Here is a 22,776-nt window from a genome sequence, read left to right as displayed (position 1 = left end):
CTTTTGAGTTCATTATTTTTGTCTCCATTAATCCCTTCATTATATGAAAAAGCACATTCTGTTCTTAATATCAATGCTATATGTTGCTGTACAGGCGCAGGACAACACGCATCCACTCTACAAAGACGTCCGACAAGCTGCTTGGGTAGACAGTGTCTATAATAGCATGAGCATGGACCAAAAAATCGGTCAGCTTTTTATGATGGCAGCCTACTCCAACAAGGGTACATCTCACAAAGAAGAGCTAAAAAGACTGATTCAAGAAGAAGAAATTGGTGGAATGATTTTCATGCAAGACGATGCTCAAGTTCAAGTGGAAATGATCAACGAATTCCAAAGCTTAAGCAAAGTTCCACTTCTAATTGGAATGGACGCTGAATGGGATTTATCTATGAGGTTAAAAAACACAAATAAATTTCCATGGGCCATGACCACTGCCGCACTAGCAGAAAATGATTTAATCACCCAAATGGGAACCAAAGTTAGTGATCATTTAAAACGTGTTGGAGCTCATTTTAACTTTGCTCCCGTGGTGGATGTAAACGTGAATCCTAAAAATCCAATTATTGGTAATCGTGCATTTGGAGCAGATCCGGTGAATGTGAGCGAAAAAGGATTTGCCTATATGAATGGAATGCAAAAAAATGGAATTTTAGCTTCTGCTAAACATTTCCCTGGCCATGGAGATACAGATAAAGACTCTCACAAAACCCTTCCTTTAATTGGACATGATCGCCAAAGATTAGATTCCATCGAACTTTATCCATATAGATATTTAATAGACAGAGGCTTAACCAGCATTATGGTGGCACATTTGAACGTTCCATCTTTAGAACCGAATGCGAATCTTCCTTCTTCCTTATCTAAGAAAATTGTAACTGAACTTTTAAAAGAAAAGCTAGGTTTTAAAGGTTTAATTATTACCGACGCTTTGAATATGAGCGGTGTAACCAATAGCTATCCGAATGGATTGACGGATTATATGGCTTTTGAGGCTGGAAATGATATTTTGTTATTCTCTCAAGCTGTGAAAGTAGGAAAAGAGAAAATCAAAGCAGGAATTGAATCGGGAGACATTCCAGAAAGTCGATTAGAGGAAAGTGTGAAAAAGATATTAATGTCTAAGTATTTTGTTGGTTTAAATAATTTCAAACCTATTTCAACTAAGAACTTAATGGCGGATTTAAATGATGCTGAAAGCAAAGCTTTAACCCAAAAAATATTCGAGAAATCTGCTACTTTACTTAAAAATGAGAAATCTATTCTTCCGATTGTTGATATAAAAGGCAAAAAGTTCGCTTGGTTAGGATTAGAAGAAGGCGACAAAGAAGATTACTATCAATATTTAAGAAAATATGTTGAAGTTGACAAAATCGACTTAAACAAAGGATTCACAGTTAATGACCTAGATAAATATGACTATGTATTTATTTCTGTTCATAAATCAAATGAAACACCTTATAAGTCTTATGTGGTATCACAAAACTCAAGGGATTTGATTCGCAGAATCGGAATGAAATCTAAGGTGATTCTTAGTGTTTTTGGTAGTCCTTATGCCCTATTAAATTTAGATGATCATACGTCTAATGCCACCATTGTAGCTTACCAAAACCACGAGGATGCAATGAAAGCTGTTCCACAGTTAATCTTTGGTGCGATTCCGTTTAAAGGTAAATTACCTGTAACAATTAATAAAGATTATCATTATGGAAGTTGTTTAGAAACTGAAACTACGCAACGTTTGGGATATTCTGCCCCTGAAAATGTAGGAATGAGCAGTGCTATGTTAGATCGCATTGACGAAATTGCGAATTGGGCGATGCAAATTCAAGCTACGCCGGGTATGCAAATTATTGTAGCAAAGAATGGAAAGGTAGTTTATGATAAATCCTTTGGTTATTTCACCTACGACAAGAAAAAAAAAGTTGAGTGGGATGATTTGTATGATGTAGCTTCCATTACCAAAGTGGTTGGAGCACTTCCACTAATTATGGACCAAGTAGATCAGAAAAAGTTTAACCTAGACGAGCCTCTGCGAAATTTAATTCCAAGGGCTATTTTTAGTGATAAAAGCAATGTTACACCAAGAGAAATCTTAGCGCATCAAGCGGGTTTTTATCCTTGGATTCCTTTTTATAAAGAAACCTTGGATAGTGTGAACTACACACCTCTTCCTACCTATTATTCAAGCGCACCTAAAGCGGGATATGAAATTCCCGTAGCAAATAATATGTTTATGTTGAATTCTTATAAAGATTCAATGATGAACAAAATCTTTTTAAAAGAAAGCGTTCCTAAAAGATATAGATATAGTGATTTAGGTTATTATTTATTCAAAGATTACTTAGAAAGAAGCAAATATCAACCGCTAGATATTCAGGTTAAGAATCAATTCTATGCTCCGCTAGGGATGAGTTTCACCACCTATAATCCATTGAATGAGTTTCCGAAAGATAAAATTGTACCGACAGAAAATGATCAGATTTTCAGAAAGCAATTAATCCAAGGTTATGTTCATGACCAAGGTGCTGCTATGATGGGTGGTGTTGCAGGACATGCGGGTATATTTTCGAACGCGAATGATTTAGCCAAGATGATGCAAATGTTTTTGAACGATGGTTTGTATGGAGGGAAAAGATATTTCAGCAAAGAGGTAATTCGTGAATTTACTAAGTACCAATATAGAGCTCAAAGCAATCGCAGAGGCTTAGGTTTTGACAAGCAATTTGGAAACAAAGGACCTGCTTGCCCATGTGTTTCATCTTCTAGCTTTGGACATTCTGGTTTCACTGGCACTTTAGCTTGGGCAGATCCAGACAAGGATTTAGTGTATATTTTCTTATCAAATCGAGTTTATCCATCGGCAGAGAATAGAAAATTAATTCAACACGATATCCGAGAGAAAATTCATCAGCGTATTTATGACGCAATTAATTAAGTGAAAAATGAAGAATGAAAAGTGACGAATGGAAATTGAAAAATGATGAGTGAAAAGTACTGACTTTTTCATTGTCTCTTAAATTTCTTTCTCCTTTATAGCTCCTTCTTTCTATTCAATTAATATCTTTACATTCAAATTACAGGAATATGAATATCGGAATTGTCTGCTATCCTACATATGGAGGAAGTGGTATTGTAGCAACGGAGTTAGGTATGGAAATGGCCAAAAAAGGGCATAATGTACACTTTATTAGCTATAGCTTACCCGCCAGATTAGATGTTACAATTCCTAATATCACCTTTCACCAGGTGAATATTCAAGAATATGATTTATTCCATTATCAGCCTTATTCATTAGCGCTAAGTACCTTAATTGTTGATATTGCTGAGAGAGTTGGTTTGGATGTGATTCATGTGCATTATGCAATTCCACATGCTTATGCAGCCTATATCGCTCGACAAATCTTACACGAAAAAGGAATTACACTACCGGTGATTACAACTTTACACGGAACAGATATTACCTTAGTTGGTAAACATCCCGTTTATAAATCGGCGGTAGAGTTTAGCATTAACAAATCGGATGTAGTTACCACAGTATCAGAAAGCTTGAAGAAAGAAACTTTTGAAGTTTTTGATATTAAAAAAGAAATTTTAGTTATTCCTAACTTTATTGATAATCAGCTTTATAAAGAAAATGGGAATTGCATAAGAAGCAATTTTGCTGAACCTGATGAGAAAATCGTAATCCATGTTTCTAACCTTAGAAAGGTGAAACGCGTAATGGATGTGATTAAAATTTTCAATGAAATTCAGAAAGAGGTTAAATCTAAATTAATCATTGTGGGTGAAGGTCCTGAATGGGATAATGCTCAGCAATTGATTTATGAATTTGGCATTGAAGATAAAGTTAGAAACGTAGGAAAAGTCAAGAATTTAAATTCTATTCTTAAAGTTTCAGACGTATTCTTATTACCATCTCAACAGGAAAGTTTTGGTTTAGCCGCTTTAGAAGCTATGGCTGCGGGAGTTCCTGTGGTGAGTTCTAATGCCGGTGGAATTCCAGAAGTGAATGTAGACGGGGAAACAGGTTATGTAAGAGAAATTGGTGACGTTAAAGCCATGGCACAAGCAGCAATTGGCTTATTGAAAGATGATGAAAAACTGAATCAGTTTAAGAAATCAGCTAAGAAGCATGCCTTGAAATTTGATATCGATGCTATTTTACCAATGTATGAGAATTTGTATTGCGAATTAAGCCAATGCAAAGGCGTTCTTAAAAATTAAAACTTATTTTGCTGGACTAGTAAAAGGATTGTCTTTTATTCTAAATCGCCACGGCATAGAATAATAAGGCTCGGGTACACTTTGGCCTAAACCTACCCTAGCCGATGCAATTATCTCACTGTCATCCACTCTGGGAGCATCTTCTATCCAAATCAAATCTTCTTGTAAGGATTCATTATTATGCTCTAATTCTATTCCTAAGGCCATAGAAGTTAAACCCGGTCCACCTGTGATATTTCTTTTAACTTGTTTTAAGTTTCTACGTTTCAGCATAATACCTATCCCATCAACAGGTTCAATCGCACGAATCAATACCGCATGTGGAATGCCCTCGACATTGGTAATTACATTGAATAATTTATAAACGCCATAAATTAAGTACACATAACTAATGCCGCCCATTTCATAAAAAGCCTTAGTTCTTGGTGTGAATCGATTATTAAAGGCATGTGAAGCTGGATCTTCAGGTGCTCGGTAAGCTTCGGTTTCTACAATAATGCCCGAAGTAAATTCGTTGTTGATGTTGGTACACAACTTCTTCCCTAAAAGATCTTTAGCTATTTGAACGACATCATTTCGTTGATAAAAAGACGTAGATAATTTAGAATGATTCATTCTACAATAATACTCTAATTGCCTATTTTTATAAAAAAATAAGCATGAAAAGAATTGCATTTGTTACGGGCGCCACTTCGGGTATTGGCGAATCCTTGGCGTATCAGCTTTCTACGATGGATTATAAGCTGATTTTGTGTGGTAGAAATCAACAAAAGTTAGATCGATTACAGTCAGATTTATCTTCTCAAACCGAAATCATCACCTTAAAATTTGATGTTCGAGATAAACAAGCAGTTTATGATGCAGTCAACTCACTTCCAGACGAATGGAAAAAGATTCAAGTTTTGGTCAATAACGCTGGAAATGCACATGGTTTGGCTGAGTTTAAAGATGCGATGATGCAGGATTTAGAAGACATGATCGACATCAATGTAAAAGGTGTAATGTATGTTTCAAAAGTGGTGATTCCACTAATGATAGAAAACGCTCCAGGGCATATTGTCAACATTTCGTCTATTGCCGGGAAAAGCACTTATAAGAATGGCGTTGGATATTGTGCTTCTAAAAAGGCTGTTGAAGCTATTTCCGAAGGTTTTAGGCTAGAACTTTTAGATAAAAACATCAAAGTGAGCAATATTGCGCCTGGACTGGTAGAAACAAACTTCTCTATGGTTAGGTTTAAAGGCGACGAGGAGCGTTCAAAAGCAGTTTATTCAGGATATGATGCTCTGCAAGCAAAAGACGTCTCTAACTTGATTATGTACATTCTAGAAGCGCCTGCACATGTAAATATCGCGGATGTGACCATTCTTCCTAAAGCACAAGCCTCTTCTACTGATTTAGTAAAGGATAGCTAAAAAGTTTAATATATACTGAAAGCAATAGAGATCGCCTTGGATTAATAAGACGATCTCTTTCTATTTAAATCTAATTGTGTTTAATTATAATTTAATTTTCTTACGAATTATTTTTCCCGAAATGGTTCTAGGAAACTCATCAACAAAAATAATTTCTTTAGGCTGTTGATTTCTTGGAATTAAATCAGATGGATAGTTAATTTCAAAAGCTTCTTTACTTTCCACAACTAAAACTAGCTTTTGCCCCAATACTCTATCTTCCTTATAATGAATAATGAAAGGCGTGTTTATATAAAGCTTTAGTTTGCCTTCTAAAGTTTCTGGATTTACTTTAATTCCGCCGGAGTTTATAATATTATCTACTCTTCCTACGAGTTTAAAACTGTTTTTATTTACGATTTCAACCACGTCATTTGTGATAATTTCCTCATCAAAATAAGGAGTTTTAATCACCAAACAAGCTCTGTTATCTTGACTAATTTCTACATTTTTCAAGGTTTTGAAATAAGCATCTTGATTGAGTTCGCGCATAGCGATATGCGTAATAGTTTCGGTCATTCCATAAGTTTCGTAGATTTGAATATCGATAGATGCAAATCTCTTTTCTAAATCCGTAGAAACTTTAGCGCCTCCTAAAATGACTTTATCCATCTTTAAGGTTGAATCGGAATTAAAGAAAGAAGCCTCGGCTTGCATAGGTGTTAATGCTCCAAAATTAATTTCTTGATCGAATTCAATTTTCGTTTTAGGTTCAACGCAATAAAGCTTCAAGCCTATCTCTATCGCACGGACTATCATCATCTTACCAGCTATATACTTAACCGGCATGCACAATAAGGCAGAATCTCCGTGTTTTAAACCTAAAAACTCTCCCGTCATCTGAGCCGATTGAATCATGGCAGATTTAGGCAATTCAATGCTTTTAGGCTTACCTGTAGAGCCAGAAGTATTTACTGTAATTATTTGATTTTCAGAAAACTCTTGAATAAAGTCAATAATTTCTTGTTGCCAAGGTTGGTCAACCTTTGGCAATTCAATTTCTTTGGTAAAATCTAATAACAAATTCCCTTGTTTAAAACATTAAAAACCAACAAACCACAATTCCTCACCTCTTATTTCTAAAGGCGATTCTGTGTTATTGGTGAACAATCCTCCAGTCCCCAAACCTTGTGGCATAGGATTATTTAAGGTAAATGTCCATTGTGCAATAGCGTTTAAACCTACATTAGATTCCAACGCAGAAGTAATCCACCATCCAATGCCTAGTTCTTCCGATAGATCTATCCACTCTTTACTCCCTTGAAAACCACCAACTAAGGCAGGTTTTAAAATGATGTATTGCGGACGAATAGCCTCCAACAAACGTTTTTTATCTTCTAATTCAAATACACCGATTAATTCCTCATCTAAAGCAATTGGCGTTGGTGTAGTTTTACATAAGTCTGCCATTTCCTGCCAGTTTCCGGCTTTAATCGGCTGTTCAATCGAATGTATTTCTAAAGCTGCTAAATCTTTTAAAACTTGTTGAGCTTCCTCAAAACTAAAAGCTCCATTGGCATCTACTCTTAATTCTAATTGTTCCGCCGGGAAATCCTTTCTAAGCTCGGTTAACATAGCTTTTTCTTGTTCCCAATTCGGACCAATTTTGAGCTTAATGCATGTAAATCCTTGATCTAATTTATCCTGAATCTGTGATTTCATATAATCGAAATCTCCCATCCAAATTAAACCATTGATTTGAATTCCCTTTTTAGAATCCGTAAAAGCAGAAGGAAATAAAACTTCTCCCTCTGCTTCTAAAGATAAAAGAGCTTGTTCGTAGCCGAATTGAATTGATGGAAATCTTCTATAATCTTCCCATTTAATTTCATCTCCTCGATTGATTTTTTCACAAAATTCAGAGAGGACTTCTTCGTAATTACTAACATCGTCAGCACTTAAACCTTTGAATAAATTACACTCTCCAACCCCCTTATTATCAAAATCTTTTAATTCTAAAAAATAAGTTTCTTTTTGTCTTAAAACACCTCGAGAAGTTCCACTAGGAACTTTAAAATCTAATATGTATTTTTGATATGATGCTTCCAAGAATATTAAGCTTCAACCTTTAATAAATCACAAATTTGATCTGCTAATTCTACTCCGATTCTATCTTGAGCTTCCACAGTTGATCCTCCCACATGTGGTGATAAAGATAATTTTGGATGCATCAATAACTGAATTTCTGGCGTAGGTTCTTTCTCAAATACATCTAAAGCCGCTGCAGCTACTTTACCTGAATCTAAAGCTTCTACCAAAGCAACTTCGTCAATCACACCACCACGAGCTGCATTTACAATAAATACCCCCGTTTTCATGCTTTCTAGTTCCTTTTTACTGATAACATAATCCTTTTGTGCCGGAATATGGAAAGTAATAAAATCCGCCTCTTCTATGGCTTCAATCATAGGTTTTACCTCAATCTTATAATTGAAAACTTCGTCATTAAAGAATTGGAAAGGAATGGTCTTGATTCCATCTGTATCAGAGCTATCCACACCGATTACGTGCATTCCTATACCTAAACCAATTTTAGCTACTTCTTTTCCAATACGACCTAAACCAACAACGGCTAAGGTTTTACCTCTTAATTCAACCGCACCTGCATAAGATTTCTTTAAATCCTTAAATCTAGAGTCACCTTCTAATGGCATATTTCTATTGGAATCGTGTAAACCTCTCGCCATACCAAACATATGTGCAAAAACTAATTCCGCCACAGAAGTTGAAGATGCTGCAGGCGTGTTAATCACATAAATTCCCTTTTTTCTAGCATGATCTACATCAATATTGTCAAGTCCAACTCCACCTCTACCAATCAGTTTAAGGCTCTCTACATTGTCGATGATATCTTTTCCAACTTTGGTTGCACTTCTCACTAAAATGGCATCGATTTGCTCTTTATTCATAAAAGAAATCAAATCATCTTGAGCAACTTTATCCTCATATAAAGTAAAACCTGCTTCTTTTAAAGCCTTTGCGCCAGAAGCTGACATTCCATCATTTACTAATATCTTCATTTATCTATTTTTCTATTCTAATTAAGCTTGTTTTTCTAATTCTTGCATACAATCCACTAAAACTTGAACGCTTTCTAAGCTAAGCGCATTGTACATACTTGCGCGGTAACCACCTACCGAACGGTGTCCTTTTAAACCATTGATTCCAGCATCCATCCAAATGCCATCGAATTTCTCTTGATAAGCCTCATCGACTAAATTAAATGTTGCATTCATTGTAGAACGATCCTCTGCTACAGCATAAGCTTTAAACATTGGGTTTCGCTCGATTTCTGCGTATAATAAATTTGCTTTTTCTTGATTGATTTTTTCAATCGCAGGAATTCCACCTTGTTGATCTAACCAATGCAGCGTCAACATAGAAACATAAACCGCAAATACAGAAGGTGTATTGAACATAGAATCCTTATCTATATGCACTTGGTAATCTAAATAAGCAGGAATATTTCGGCCTGTTTTACCTAAAATATCTTTCTTAACCACCACTAAAGTAGCTCCAGCAGGTCCCATATTTTTCTGAGCTCCCGCATAAATTAAATCAAACTTTGTAAAGTCTAATTCGCGAGAGAATATATCTGATGACATATCACACACTAATGGTACTTTCACATCTGGGAAAGATTTCATTTGCGTTCCATAAATGGTATTATTAGAAGTGCAGTGGAAATAATCTGCATTTTCATTAACTGTATAATCCTTTGGAATATGATTGAACCCTTGCTCTTTAGAAGAGGCAACAATATCAACAGTAGAAAGCCTTTGAGCTTCTTTAATTGCTTTAGACGCCCAAGTACCTGTATTTAGATAAGCAGGATTTCCGCCTTCTTTTGCCAAGTTAAAAGGAACCATTACAAATTGTAAGCTAGCTCCACCTTGCAAGAATAAAACCTCATAATCATCTCCCAGTTTCAATAATTTCTTAACCAGACTTCTTGCGCTTTCTATCACTTGAACAAAATCCTTACTTCTATGCGAAATCTCTAATATAGAAAGGTCTAATGCGTTAAAATTAAGTACCGCTTTAGAAGCTTGTTCAAAAACTTCTTGTGGTAAAATACAAGGTCCAGCGCTGAAATTGTGTCGTTTCATATTTTAATGGTTTATGCATCAAATTTAATTAAAATTTATAGCTATTACTTAATATTTAGATTAAATCTTTTTTAGTAAATCTTTTATCAAAATTCAGGCGATTTCTAAGTCTAGCTTTTAAATTTTTTATCCTTGACTCCTTAGTAAAATGAGAAAGCCGCGTTTAAACAAATAAACACGGCCTTCTTCGGGTTGGGATTTTAATATTATAAGTGAAGCATTTCTTTTTTCGCTAATAATTCTGCTTCAGATTCTTCATGATCTTCGTCCGGAATACAACAATCCACTGGACACACTGCCGCACATTGAGGCTCGTCGTGGAATCCTTTACATTCTGTACATTTATCTGTTACAATGAAGTAAACATCATCACTGATAGGCTCTTGTGGCTCATCAGCGTCTGCAGATCTTCCGTTATGCCCTACTACATAGCCTGTTAAATCAGTTCCATCAGAAAAGCGCCAATCCATAGCACCTTCGTAGATTGCATTATTTGGACATTCAGGTTCACAAGCTCCACAATTTATACATTCATCTGTTATTTTGATTGCCATAATACTTTATATTAGATTTGCACAAATTTAAACAATAAAGATGCAAACTGCTAAACGAATAGAATCATTTTCTGTTTTAGGTAATTATTTAGAATCGTTCGTAAATAATTTCGATAAAATAGATACCTCTGAGAATCAAGAGAAATTCAATCAAATGCTACATGGTTCTAAAGCTAAAAACAGCTGGTTTACTATTGAAAATCAACTATATGCCATAAAATCCTGGGCGGAAGCTTTAAAGAAGGAAAACCTAGAAAAATGGCTCGAACCTTATGCTCAAATTGAGTCCAAAAATAAAACTATTGGAATCGTTGCTGCAGGTAATATTCCTATGGTGGGCTTTCATGATATTTTAACAGTTTTAATCTCAGGAAACAAAGCACAGGTAAAGCTTTCGAGTAAAGACGACGTTTTGATTCCTTATGTACTTGACCTACTTTTTGAAATCGAACCTAAATTCAAGGATCAATACGAAAGTGTAGAAAGATTGGAGAATTATGACGCAGTGATTGCAACGGGAAGTGATAATACAGCTCGATATTTTGAAGCTTATTTTAAAAAAGTTCCTAACTTAATTCGTAGAAACCGTACTTCTGTAGCCATTTTAGATGGTAGCGAAACAGAAGAGGATTTAGAAGGTTTAGCACATGATATGTTGCAATATTTTGGCTTAGGCTGTAGAAATATCACCAAATTGTTTGTACCCAAAGGTTATGATTTAGACAAAATTTTCAATGCACTATATCCTTGGAAAGACATCATTCACCATCATAAATACGCTAATAATTATGATTATTTCAGAACGATATTTTTAATGAAGCAAATTCCGATTTTAGAAAATGGATTTGTTTTGTTTAAAGAGGGTGAAGATTTCTTCTCTCCTATTTCTACTGTATCTTATGAGTATTATGAAGATAAAGACAAGTTGAAGGAGCATTTAGCGCAAAACGAAGAAAAAATTCAAGCCGTGGTAGAAAAATCCGAAAGTGGTATTCCTTTTGGACATGCACAACAGCCACAATTGTGGGATTATGCAGACAATGTAGATACCCTAAAGTGGTTGATGGAATTATAGGACTCGTTTAAATAACTTGCCTTAGTTCGTTCAAATTAAATTTTAGTAATTTTAAATAAAAATATATCATGGAAATACAGACAATTATCAATCAAATAAATCTGGCGAACTATTCAGATCAAATTATTGAGGATTTAGTTGGCAGAATTAATGGCATCAATCTCGAGAGTAAATCTTCAACCATTGCCAAACTAAAAGAGTACAAGGGAAAAATGGACAACGAAGAAAAAAATAAAACTTTAGAAGACTTAATTCAAGCTTTGGAAAAATAATTATATGGGTTCAACAGTAGCATCAGAAGATGTCAAGCGCTTTATGCCTTATCTGCTAGCGACGGCTATTTTTATGCAAATGTTGGATTCAACGATTCTTAACACTGCATTACCAGCCATTGCCGAAGATTTAGGCGAATCTGTACTCAACATGCAGTCGGCAATTATTAGCTACGTTCTTACGTTGGCCTTATTTATTCCAGTGAGTGGATATTTAGCGGATAAATTTGGTACAAGAAAGATTTTCATGCTGGCTTTGATCTTATTTAGCCTTGGGTCGCTGTTTTGTGCTATGTCCCAAAATCTACTACAATTGGACATGGCGCGTGTTTTTCAAGGACTTGGAGGAGCATTGATGACACCAGTAGCTCGTCTTTCGATGATTAAAACTTATCCTAAGAACGAGATCGTTAGAGCCATGAATTATGCTATTATTCCAGCTTTAGTAGGTCCGATTATTGGTCCATTGATTGGTGGATATTTAGTTGAATGGGTTAGCTGGCATTGGATTTTCCTTATCAACATTCCGATGGGAGTTTTGGGTTTATTATTTAGCTTAAAATATATGCCCGATTACAAAGAAGAAAAGCCACAATTAGATTTAAAAGGATTTTTCATTTTTGGTTCGGCATCGGTTTTACTTTCTGTAGGTTTAGAATTACTGGGTCATCCTAAAAACACATCTATAATTTTGGTTCTCTTGATGGCAGGATTCCTCATGTTGTTTTTATATTTTAAACATGCTCAAAAAGCCTTAAAACCTCTTTTCCCCTTACATTTATTTCAAGTTCGGACTTTTCGTGTGGGCGTAATTGGTAATTTAGCTACCCGAATTGGAATTAGCTCCATTCCTTTATTAATACCACTTTTAGTTCAAGTTGCTTATGGTAAATCAGCTTCTTTAGCAGGTTGGATTGTTGCGCCAATGGCATTAGCCGCCATGTTTGGAAAAACCATGGTGGTTCCGGTGATGAATAAGTTTGGATATCGAAAGATTTTAAGGTTTAATACAGGAGCACTAGGAATTCTTATCATGACTTTAGCTATTCCAGGATTAGACGCTAATATCATTTGGTTTATCCCTGTGATGTTATTCATGGGAATACTAAACTCGATTCAATTTACTGCGATGAATGCGATTGCAATTTCTAACTTAAGAGACTACCAGAACAGTAGCGGAAACAGTTTATTGACGGTTAATCAGCAATTAGCCATTGGGTTTGGTATTGCGATTGGTATGTCGGTTTTAAACCTGTATCAAAATCAATTTGGTTCGGGCGAAGTGGAGATTCACAAAGCCTTTAGATATACATTTATAACGATTGGTTTATTAACCTTCTTCACTGCTTTTATCTTTAGAAGACTTCACACAAAGGATGGTGATAATTTAAAAACTGAGGATTAGGCTAATTTTAATTAAAGTTTTAAAAATTAGAAACTAAAAAAATCCCATCTACTGATGGGATTTTGCATTTTATATAAAACAGTCTAACCTTTCTTAATTTAACCTAATTACTTATCTGAAGACTTCTCTTCTACTCTTTTAATATCTAAATCCACAAAGTCAAAACTAAAGTCGGTGATGCTAGAAATAGCTTTCATTTTAAAGCCAGTTGATTTTCCGTTTTCATCAAAATTAAATAATAAAAATGCATCAGCATCAAAGCTTCTGTTATCCCATTTAGCAATATAAGTATGTGCATTATATGGAATTAATTCTCCTTTTAATTGAGGTTGATTATCCATACTAATTCTCAAAGTTTTATTTTCTTCAACAATATGGATATCTCCCAACCATGCATCTTTATATTTTCCAATAATCTGCTCCTTATCGGTGATACATCCTTTTGACTGAAAAGCAATCGCTTGAGCAAAAACATCAGCCTTTTCTTGGTTCACTTCATTGAAATAATTATCCATACGATCGCCGTATTTCTTTACCCAATTTCTGTTTTTATACCCCAAATAACTATCTTTAATTTCATTATTAATGGCAGAAAAAGCTGCTCCAGATTGCTGATTGGTTAGTACAACAATTCCGATTTTCTTCTCAGGTAATAATGTAAACTTAGTTACAGTTCCGATTAATCCACCTGAATGTGTAACTTCTAAAGTTCCTGCTACGTCACTCAAGAACCAACCTAATCCATAGCCATAAAAATTAGTATCATAAGGATGGTTTTTCGCCACTGGAATTGGCGTTTGCAAAGTCCATAATTCATGCATTTGCTCCTCACTTATCAAGCGTTTACCATCTTTTGTAACACCGCCATTCATAAGAAATTCAGCCCAAGTAAGCATATCTGTAATATTACTCATAATTCCTCCTGCTGGATTAGCAAGTTCACTCCAATCATGAGGAATTTGTTTAATCGTTCCTGCTACAGGCGCATGTGCATCGATAATGTTGCTTCTATCGCTTACACGATTGTACGATCCTTTAGAATTATTCATTCCTACAGGTTGTAAGATTCTTGTTTCAATAAATTCAGCCCAAGTTAAACCACTTACGCGACGCAAAACCTCTCCTGCAATATTGTACATATTGTTATTGTACTGGAATTTTGAGCGAAAAGAACTTTCAGGCTCTAATTGTGCCACTCCATGAATCACATCATCAACTGAGTAATTGTTGCCTTCTGGAAAGAACATTAAGTCTCCAGCTCCTAAGCTCAAACCACTTCTATGTGTCACCAAATCACGAATAGTGAATTCGTTGGCAGCATATTTATCTTTTAAATCAAATTCAGGAATATATTTTTTAACCTTATCATCCCAATTTAATTTCCCTTCATCTACCAATAATGCCAAAGCGAAACAAGTGAAACCTTTGGAGTTAGAAGCCACTCCCACCAGAGTATTTTCGTTCATCGGCTTGTTATTCGCTAATGATCTTACGCCATGTCCTTTGGCATAAACTACTTTTCCATTTTCTATCACTCCAACAGAAATTCCTGGAACATCGAAAGTTTTAATGCTCTCCTGAACTAATTTATCAATCTGTTTTTCTGATAGTTGCGCGCTTACATCCGTAAGGGAAATAAGGAATAAAACTAAAGTAAAAATCGAAGTATATTTCATATTGTTAATTTTCAATCTCTCAAAAATAGAAATAAATTTAATGATGTATTCCTTTAATTATAGTTAATGTATATAATATCTCCTATATACTCTGAAACATTTCTTAATTTCGTCAAGTTTTTATAAATCAATAACAATGCATCCAAAACATCTATTTATTTACTTATTCTTTTGCTCAACATTTTTGGGTTTCGGACAAAAAGTTTACCATCCAGAGGCGGAAAGAATAAATAATTTAGAACACACCAAGCTTAAAGTTTCTTTTAACTATGAAAATCAAACCATGCCTGGCGAAGCTTGGATTACATTAAAGCCACATTTCTATCCTACAGATTCATTGAACTTAAATGCTCAGTCTATGTTAATTCATGAAGTTGCATTGGTAAAAAATGGAAAAAACTCAAAAATCAATTATGATTACAAAGACGACTTGTTGCGTATCGATTTAGATAAAACATATAAAAAAGACGAAGAATATACCGTTTATATTAAATACACAGCTCAGCCAGAAAAGGTTGCAGCAGCAGGTGGAAGCGCTATTTCAGATGCAAAAGGTTTGTATTTTATTAATCCAAAAGGTGAAGATCCAAACAAGCCGATTCAAATTTGGACACAGGGAGAACCTACCTCTAGTTCAGCGTGGTTTCCAACGATTGATGAGTTAAACCAAAAAACTTCTCAAGAATTGTATATGACGGTTCCATCTGAATATGTTACTCTTTCGAATGGTGTGTTGGTTAAGCAAACTCAGAATAATGACAACACCAGAACAGATTATTGGAAGCAAACTTTAAAACATGCACCTTATTTATTCTTTATGGGTGTTGGAGATTTTGCTGTCATTAAAGATAAATGGAAAAACGTTCCTGTAGATTATTATGTAGAACATGAATATGCTCCTTATGCTCAGGAAATCTTCGGGAATACCCCAGAAATGATGACTTTCTTCTCTGAATTATTTGATTATCCTTATCCATGGGATAAATACTCTCAAATCGTTGTAAGAGACTATATAAGCGGCGCGATGGAAAACACAGGTGCCGTGGTTCACTTAGATAGAGCACATCAAAAACATGGACAATTAGTAGATGATAATACATGGGAAGATGTAATTGCACACGAATTGATGCACCACTGGTTTGGAAACTTAGTCACTTCTGAAAGCTGGCCAAATCTATCTATGAATGAAGCATTTGCGAACTATAGCGAATATTTATGGAGAGAACATAAATACGGAAAAGCATCGGCAGATGAACATAGATTTGAGGATTTACAATCTTATTTTGCAGATATTAATTTCAATAAGGATTTGGTAAGGTTTGATTATGAGAAAGTTCAAGATATGTTTGATCATGTGACTTACAACAAAGGAGGTTATATCTTACATATGTTGAGAAGCTATTTAGGAGATGATGCATTCTTTGCCGGTTTACAGAAATATTTAAAGGACAATCAATACGGAAAAGCAGAAGCACACCAACTTCGTTTGGCGATGGAAGAAGTAAGTGGTCGTGATTTGAACTGGTTCTTCAACCAATGGTTTTATGGACATGGACATCCAAAAATGCATGTAATTGTTGAGAAAAATGCTACAACAGCAACCGTTCATATTAAACAAAATCAAAAACCTCTATTTGAGTTCCCTTTTGCGATTGACGTTTATGAAAACGGAAAAGCAAAAAGACATCAAGTTTGGGTAGAAAAGAAAACCGTAAATACTTTTAAATTTAAAACTAACAAAGAGGCTGATTTGGTTTTAGTAAATGCAGATCATGACTTAATTGCGGAAATCACACAAGATTTCACTGCTCAAGAAAATGCTAACCGCTATCAATGGGCAAAAGATGAGTACACTGATAGAATGTTGGCTTTACAAGAATTATCTGGAGAACAATTAACCAGTGATATAGCCGAAAAGACCTTATTAGCTGCTTTGGACGATCCATATGATGGAATTCGCGAACAAGTCTTATCAAGCATTGAGTTTTCAAGTTTGAAAAACAAAAAAGGATGGTTGAGCAAAGTCGAGAGTTTAGCGAGCTCAGATCCAGAAACGCTAGTTCAGGCGGCGGCGTTACAAAATTTGGTTTCCTTGAATGATAAAAAGTATATGAGCACATTTGAAAAAGCTTTAAAATCTGAATCATTCTCAGTTCAAGCAGCTGGATTATTAGGAATTATGGAGTTAGACAAAAATAGAGCTTTAGAGTTATCAGAAGGATTAGACGACGATGTTTTGGCTACATCTCCAGATTTATTAGCGAGCTTGATTCCTTATTGGAAATCTAAAAATGATACAACGCACTTTAATGTTATAGCTGAATTAGCTGCATTTTATAGCTTTACCGCGATGCAAGACCCTTCGATGGCAAAACCTGCGGAAGATGCTTTTGTGTGGATTATGTCAACTGACAGCCCACAAGCGACTGGTAAAGTCTTAAGACTTCAAGAGCTAGTTTATAATCAATTAAAAGAATCACAACCGATGGCATTACCATATATTAAAATGATGGTAGAAAGAGCGATGAAAGTAAAAACAGAAGCAGCGAAAGCTAATCCTACTCCATCGATGGAAAAACAAATCGAAGCTATCCAGAAGACTTTGAATGGGATGAAATAAACGAATTACACGAGGACAGGAAAATGGCATTGACTTTTAGTTGATGCCATTTTTTATTTTTAAAATTAAACAAAAAAAGCCATGCTAAATTTGTTTTGATTTTATTTAATTCAGCATAGATTCAACTGTATCAAATAGTAATAATTACAAAATACTTCAAGATCTAAACATTGAATTTAGACTTAAAATTAAATGGATTAATAAAGTTTATTGGGATTTTGAAACTTGGTTCTAAAAGGGAAAAATCACATGAACCAACTAAGAATAATTTGAGCGGGAGACGAGACTCGAACTCGCAACAATCAGCTTGGAAGGCTGAAGCTCTACCAATTGAGCTACTCCCGCAATAATTAAATTACAGGGCAAAAGAACAAAATAAATTTGAAATTTAAAAATCCTGAAATCACTTTTTTTAATAGAATTTTGAATTCAATTATTAAGCTATTCATTTTAAAATAATTAGGAACTAAAAAATATTAAATATTTTTCTATAAGCTAGTGTTCATCTGAGTTGAGTAGGCTAATATGTCCCCTTTTAAACCTTCCATCTGGCAAATTAATATGATACCAATAAGAACCAGAAGGTAGTTTTCTACCATAATAAGTTCCATCCCATCTAAAAACTTTTTCACCTTGACTTTCGAAAATCACTTTACCATATCGATCAAAAATATAAACTTGACTTCCCTCAAAATTCTCTAAACCTTTAAGTTCCCACACATCATTTAATCCATCCGCATTGGGTGTTATAACATTAAATGTTTTAAGTATATAAGTATGCATTTCATCAGAAACGCATTCTCCAAATTTCATTTGAACAACATGAGCACCATTCTCAACATTATTAAAAACATTACTACTTTGCCATTCGCCATCATCAAGTTTAAAATATAATCCTTCATCGCTAGGAATATTATGATGAGCAATGATTTGATTTTCATCCACCACCTCTAGTCTATCTAATTTAAAATTAGACATAATTACACGAATCGGTACCAAATCATAACATTTGGAATTTAGATGAATTACCCGCGCATAATAGATTCCTTCCTGTACTTCATCAGGATAACTGAGAGGATTGATTCCAATGGCTGCATCCGATTCAGACCTATGATAGGTAACCTCAATTTGGTATTGACTATCGACCACAGAGGTGTTCCAAATCGAAAAATCATATAATTCACTGCCATCGTTATCAACATCGCAGATATAAATATCTTCAATATTTGAAATACTGTAGTCTAATAAAGGATTGTCCAAAATGGCTGTTCCTGTCCAAGTTAACTGAAAAGCAGAATTTCCATGTGGTCTATCGATTACAATGAAATAAGTTTCACCTGCAACCACATCTAACCATTTGAGAAAAGAGTCTCCATCCGGTCCAGGACCTTCGGAAACATCGGTAGAAGATTCATTTAAGCCCGTATGATTATTGGCTTGTCCGGCGGCTTGTGGGTTGGTGGTTGAGCATCTAATCGCTTCACCCAAATTACCGCATTGTGCATTAGGCCCAAACACCCAAAAGTCATAATCCTCTTGGATAGAAAGACTTTCGGGTGTTAGTGTAAAACCTAATGTTCCTGATTCTTTAATTGTTACTTGTAGCCAAAGCGAATTGTGTTCCTGTGAATTACATGCATTATCACCAATTTCCTGAGCTCCAGCGCCAGCAACATTTAAATTAATATCATAATTTCCACAAACTTGAATATAATTCACACAATCGTTAGGTAATCCCTGTGCGTTTACTAACAGTTGCAGTAAAACTAATAAAACGATTGTTAAATTATATTTCATTTACCATTGGAAAAGTGGATAAGTTGACATTAATTCATGAACTTCTTTACTGATATTATTTAAGTTGTTTTCATCCGTTGGATTCGAAATTACTCTATCAATAAAGTCAGCAATCGTAACCATATCTTTTTCTTTCAGACCACGCGTAGTAATCGCTGGTGTTCCGATTCTAATTCCTGAAGTTACAAATGGAGATTTATCATCAAAAGGCACCATGTTTTTGTTACATGTGATGTCTGCCTTCACTAAAGCCTCCTCTGCGTCTTTACCGGTAATATCTTTATTTCTAAGATCTATCAACATCATGTGGTTTTCTGTACCACCAGAAGTTAATTGGTAATCTCTCTTCACTAATTCTTCTGCTAAAGCATTAGCATTTTTAATGATTTGTTTTGCATAATCCCCAAACTCTGGCGTTAAATCTTCACCGAATGCAACTGCTTTTGCCGCAATCACGTGCTCTAATGGTCCACCTTGGCTTCCTGGGAAAACAGCACTATCTAAAATTCTAGACATCATTCTTGGTTTTCCTTTAAATGTTTTGCCCCAAGGATTTTCGAAGTCTTTACCTAACATAATAATACCACCTCTTGGTCCGCGTAATGTTTTGTGGGTAGTAGAAGTAATAATATGACAATGTGGAACTGGGTTGTTTAATAAACCTTTTGCAATAAGCCCTGCTGGGTGAGCAATATCTGCCATTAATAAAGCACCAACTTCATCAGCTACTTTTCTGAATCTAGCATAATCAATATCTCTAGGATAAGCCGAACCACCACAAATAATCAATTGAGGTTTTTCTTTTCTAGCCGTCTCCTCCATCGCGTCATAGTCGATAAGTCCTGTTTCTTTATCAACTCCATAAAAACAAGTTTCAAAACGAATACCAGAGAAGTTAACCGGAGAACCGTGCGTAAGGTGACCTCCATGAGATAAATCTAATCCCATGATTTTGTCTCCTTGTTTTAAACAAGCTAGGTAAACCGCTGCATTGGCTTGAGATCCCGAGTGTGGTTGTACGTTGGCATACTCAGCACCGAATAATTCTTTTAAACGATCAATGGCTAAATTCTCTACTTTATCCACTACTTCACAGCCACCATAATACCTTTTTCCTGGGTAACCTTCTGCATATTTGTTGGTTAACACAGAACCCATAGCTTTTAATACATTCTCACTAACGAAATTTTCTGAAGCAATAAGCTCGATACCGTTGATTTGGCGTTGCTTTTCTTCTTGAATAAGTTGAAATATTTGATCCATTATAATTGTTTAAAAAAATTTAAGACTCAAAAATACTGAAAATAAACATCAAAGTCATATTCAAAACACACATAAAATTGAGTCGATTTTGAAGTAAAGTGAATGCCTATGATTTGAATGTGACAAAGGTCATATAAAAACAAGCATTTAATTAAAAAACACGACAAAAGTCATTGTTGAATCCATAATATGCGCCGTATATTTGCACTCAGAATTACGAAACAGTTAATAAATAGTTTGTTTAAGTGATTTTTATTAAAAATTGAAGATATGAAAAAATCATTATTAATTTTAGGTTTAGTAGCATCATCATGGTTAAGTGCTGGTTCTCCTACGAATGAAAAAGAGGCGAAAACAGTATTCCCAACGAAGATTGAAAGATCAGCTTTTAAAATCGACATTTTAAAGGCAAAAATTTTAACGATTCAATTACAAGATAAGAATCAAAAAAGCTTGGAAAGAAGTATTAAGCTTTTAAATGAATTAAAACCAATTATTGCAAAACTTGAACGTGATTTGAGACAAAATTAAGAAAGTAGTTGATTATTAATTGATAGATTTTTGATTCCCTTTGACCTTGTCGAAGGGATTTTTTTTTGAGTAATTTTTAAATTAAATCTAATAAATAAGGAAGCCTTTCGACTTCCTTTTATATTTTTGAATCAGCTAAATTGAATTACAATTCGCTTACATATCTTTCCGCATCAATAGCAGCCATACACCCTGTACCTGCAGCTGTAACAGCCTGACGATAGATACTATCCTGAACATCACCCGCAGCAAATACGCCATGAACTTTAGTTTTGGTTGATTTAGGCTCAGTGATTAAGTAACCTGTTTCGTCCATATCTAATTTACCAACAAATAAGTCTGTGTTAGGTTTATGTCCAATTGCAATGAAAACACCATCTACCGCCAACTCACTCGTTTCGTTTGTTTGATTATTAATGATGTGTGCTTTTTCAACCACTTTATCACCACTCATACCTTTTAATTCTGTATGATACATAATCTCGATGTTAGGTGTATTCTTAACACGCTCTTCCATAATGTTAGAAGCACGGAAAACATCTCTACGCACCAATAAGTAAACTTTGTTACAAATCTTAGCTAAGTATGTAGCCTCCTCTGCTGCTGTATCACCAGCTCCAACAACCACTACATCGCGATTTTTATAGAAAAATCCGTCACAAGTTGCACACGCAGAAACTCCACTTCCCATATATTTCTTTTCGTCTTCTAAACCTAAATATTTAGCAGAAGCTCCTGTAGAAATGATAACGGTTTTAGTTTTATAAACATCGCCATTCATAGTGGTTAGGGTGTGAATTCCTCCTTTCTCTTCAGAAAATTCAACTTCCGTCACCATATCCATAATCACTTTTGCACCAAACCTTTCAGCTTGTTTTTGGAAGTCACCCATCATCTCTGGTCCCATAATTCCCTCTGGATAACCTGGGTAGTTTTCAACATCTGTAGTCGTTGTAAGTTGTCCTCCAGGCTCCATTCCTGTGATAACTAATGGACTCATATCTGCACGTGCTGCATAGATAGCTGCTGTATATCCGGCAGGTCCTGAACCAACAATGATGGTTTCGTGTATGTTGTCTGTCATGTCAAAATCATTTTTGCAAAAATAGTCAAATTTTTATCGAACTCCCAGTCACATAAATCACATTTTACTATAGAAAATGCACAATCATCGAAGTTTAAACAATTATCTTAAGAAATACATATTAAAAATATCAATTCTATAAATCTTGTAGGTAATCTTATGAAATCTTAATTGATAGCTTCTTATTTAAATTCATACTAATTTAAATATGTTTTGTACTTTTGCGTTCGATGCGAGAATTCATCTTTATATCTCACTTATTTTTATCCTTGCTATTTATAGCAACGCCATCACTTGGGCTTAATTTTCAGCTCAACTATCAAGCGCAGGAAGAAATGATGTGTTGTGTAGATGTTAATGCTGATTCAGAATCTGTTGATGCGAAATCTTGTCACGAAGACGATATTGCCAATCAACATTCTTGTAAGGACACTTGCAAAGACAAATGTCAAGATCATGCGGCACATGTGGTTACGCATAGCATTGAACCACCTTCTCAAAATTCAGAAATTTCTATTAAAGAAGAAATTAGCTCGTTGAACCAATCCTCTTACTTTCAGGATTTATTTCAACAACAATTCACTCTAACTTTTTGGAATCCTCCAAAACAGGTTTAATCATTACTTTAAGCTAATTACTGATTTCAAATTCAGATAATTAGGCTTATACACAATTTCGGAGAACTTTCCGAAGGAATCGTAGTTTTTAA

The 22,776-nt window shown here is 34.9% G+C and carries 19 protein-coding genes and 1 tRNA gene; 9 read left to right on the top strand and 11 right to left on the bottom strand.

The window, feature by feature from the left end; all coding sequences use genetic code 11:
- The first annotated feature begins 43 nt into the window (after positions 1-43).
- Both NLM59_RS07200 and bshA read left to right on the top strand, forming a co-directional pair.
- Positions 44-2,938 (top strand): glycoside hydrolase family 3 N-terminal domain-containing protein, encoded by a 2,895-nt coding sequence (locus NLM59_RS07200; protein WP_304417085.1) that lies wholly within the window; start codon positions 44-46, stop codon positions 2,936-2,938.
- A gap of 149 nt (positions 2,939-3,087) precedes the next feature.
- Entirely contained in the window at positions 3,088-4,227 is a 1,140-nt protein-coding gene (gene bshA, locus NLM59_RS07195; RefSeq protein WP_304417084.1) for an N-acetyl-alpha-D-glucosaminyl L-malate synthase BshA, read from the top strand.
- Between the two features lie 3 nt (positions 4,228-4,230).
- Here bshA and NLM59_RS07190 read toward each other — a convergent pair whose 3' ends face one another.
- Complete coding sequence (locus NLM59_RS07190; RefSeq protein WP_304417083.1) at positions 4,231-4,842, bottom strand: DNA-3-methyladenine glycosylase; 612 nt, start codon at positions 4,840-4,842, stop codon at positions 4,231-4,233.
- A 44-nt stretch (positions 4,843-4,886) separates the two neighbouring features.
- Between NLM59_RS07190 and NLM59_RS07185 the strand changes: the two genes are divergently transcribed.
- Positions 4,887-5,642 carry an SDR family NAD(P)-dependent oxidoreductase gene (locus NLM59_RS07185; RefSeq protein WP_304417082.1) on the top strand — a complete coding sequence of 252 codons (756 nt, stop codon included), beginning with the start codon at positions 4,887-4,889 and terminating at the stop codon, positions 5,640-5,642.
- Positions 5,643-5,726: 84 nt separating this feature from the next.
- On the opposite strand, the gene NLM59_RS07180 is transcribed toward NLM59_RS07185, so the two are convergent.
- From NLM59_RS07180 to NLM59_RS07160, 5 genes are all read right to left on the bottom strand, one after another.
- A complete protein-coding gene (locus tag NLM59_RS07180; RefSeq protein ID WP_304417081.1) occupies positions 5,727-6,704 on the bottom strand; it encodes an AMP-binding protein in 978 nt (325 codons plus the stop codon).
- An 18-nt stretch (positions 6,705-6,722) separates the two neighbouring features.
- Positions 6,723-7,730 (bottom strand): o-succinylbenzoate synthase, encoded by a 1,008-nt coding sequence (menC, locus tag NLM59_RS07175; RefSeq protein WP_304417080.1) that lies wholly within the window; start codon positions 7,728-7,730, stop codon positions 6,723-6,725.
- 5 nt (positions 7,731-7,735) lie between these two features.
- Complete coding sequence (locus tag NLM59_RS07170; protein ID WP_304417079.1) at positions 7,736-8,701, bottom strand: D-2-hydroxyacid dehydrogenase; 966 nt, start codon at positions 8,699-8,701, stop codon at positions 7,736-7,738.
- Between the two features lie 21 nt (positions 8,702-8,722).
- Positions 8,723-9,790, bottom strand: a complete 1,068-nt coding sequence (gene serC, locus NLM59_RS07165) for a 3-phosphoserine/phosphohydroxythreonine transaminase (RefSeq protein WP_304417078.1) — start codon at positions 9,788-9,790, stop codon at positions 8,723-8,725.
- A gap of 206 nt (positions 9,791-9,996) precedes the next feature.
- Positions 9,997-10,344, bottom strand: coding sequence for a 4Fe-4S binding protein (locus tag NLM59_RS07160; protein ID WP_304417077.1), 348 nt, complete (start codon positions 10,342-10,344; stop codon positions 9,997-9,999).
- 40 nt (positions 10,345-10,384) lie between these two features.
- Here NLM59_RS07160 and NLM59_RS07155 point away from each other — a divergent pair, with 40 nt between their 5' ends.
- The 3 genes from NLM59_RS07155 to NLM59_RS07145 all read left to right on the top strand — a co-directional run bounded on the left by NLM59_RS07155 (position 10,385) and on the right by NLM59_RS07145 (position 13,096).
- The gene (locus tag NLM59_RS07155) at positions 10,385-11,419 is read left to right on the top strand and encodes an acyl-CoA reductase (RefSeq protein WP_304417076.1); all 1,035 of its coding nucleotides are present in this window, start codon (positions 10,385-10,387) and stop codon (positions 11,417-11,419) included.
- A 68-nt stretch (positions 11,420-11,487) separates the two neighbouring features.
- A complete protein-coding gene (locus NLM59_RS07150; RefSeq protein ID WP_304417075.1) occupies positions 11,488-11,691 on the top strand; it encodes a hypothetical protein in 204 nt (67 codons plus the stop codon).
- 4 nt (positions 11,692-11,695) lie between these two features.
- Entirely contained in the window at positions 11,696-13,096 is a 1,401-nt protein-coding gene (locus tag NLM59_RS07145) for an MFS transporter (RefSeq protein ID WP_304417074.1), read from the top strand.
- 107 nt (positions 13,097-13,203) lie between these two features.
- Here the strand turns inward: NLM59_RS07145 and NLM59_RS07140 are convergent, their stop codons facing one another.
- Positions 13,204-14,772: a serine hydrolase gene (locus tag NLM59_RS07140; protein ID WP_304417073.1), complete on the bottom strand. Its 1,569-nt coding sequence runs from the start codon at positions 14,770-14,772 to the stop codon at positions 13,204-13,206.
- Between the two features lie 136 nt (positions 14,773-14,908).
- Here NLM59_RS07140 and NLM59_RS07135 point away from each other — a divergent pair, with 136 nt between their 5' ends.
- Complete coding sequence (locus NLM59_RS07135) at positions 14,909-17,392, top strand: M1 family metallopeptidase (protein ID WP_304417072.1); 2,484 nt, start codon at positions 14,909-14,911, stop codon at positions 17,390-17,392.
- Positions 17,393-17,664: 272 nt separating this feature from the next.
- Here the strand turns inward: NLM59_RS07135 and NLM59_RS07130 are convergent.
- From NLM59_RS07130 to glyA, 3 genes are all read right to left on the bottom strand, one after another.
- A tRNA-Gly gene (locus NLM59_RS07130) sits at positions 17,665-17,737 on the bottom strand.
- Positions 17,738-17,887: 150 nt separating this feature from the next.
- Positions 17,888-19,189, bottom strand: coding sequence for a T9SS type B sorting domain-containing protein (locus NLM59_RS07125; protein ID WP_304417071.1), 1,302 nt, complete (start codon positions 19,187-19,189; stop codon positions 17,888-17,890).
- Entirely contained in the window at positions 19,190-20,452 is a 1,263-nt protein-coding gene (gene glyA, locus NLM59_RS07120) for a serine hydroxymethyltransferase (RefSeq protein WP_304417070.1), read from the bottom strand.
- Between the two features lie 270 nt (positions 20,453-20,722).
- Between glyA and NLM59_RS07115 the strand changes: the two genes are divergently transcribed.
- Entirely contained in the window at positions 20,723-20,983 is a 261-nt protein-coding gene (locus tag NLM59_RS07115) for a hypothetical protein (protein WP_304417069.1), read from the top strand.
- 145 nt (positions 20,984-21,128) lie between these two features.
- On the opposite strand, the gene trxB is transcribed toward NLM59_RS07115, so the two are convergent.
- A complete protein-coding gene (gene trxB / locus NLM59_RS07110; protein ID WP_304417068.1) occupies positions 21,129-22,067 on the bottom strand; it encodes a thioredoxin-disulfide reductase in 939 nt (312 codons plus the stop codon).
- Positions 22,068-22,336: 269 nt separating this feature from the next.
- On the opposite strand from trxB, the gene NLM59_RS07105 reads away from it, so the two are divergent.
- Positions 22,337-22,684, top strand: coding sequence for a hypothetical protein (locus NLM59_RS07105; protein WP_304417067.1), 348 nt, complete (start codon positions 22,337-22,339; stop codon positions 22,682-22,684).
- The last annotated feature ends 92 nt before the right edge of the window (positions 22,685-22,776 follow it).

Origin of the sequence: Profundicola chukchiensis (genome assembly GCF_029664245.1) — a bacterium.
GTDB classification, from domain to species: Bacteria; Bacteroidota; Bacteroidia; order Flavobacteriales; family Weeksellaceae; genus Profundicola; species Profundicola chukchiensis.
The sequence above is the reverse complement of the archived record's forward strand: the minus strand, read 5'-3'. Positions and strand labels throughout refer to the sequence as shown.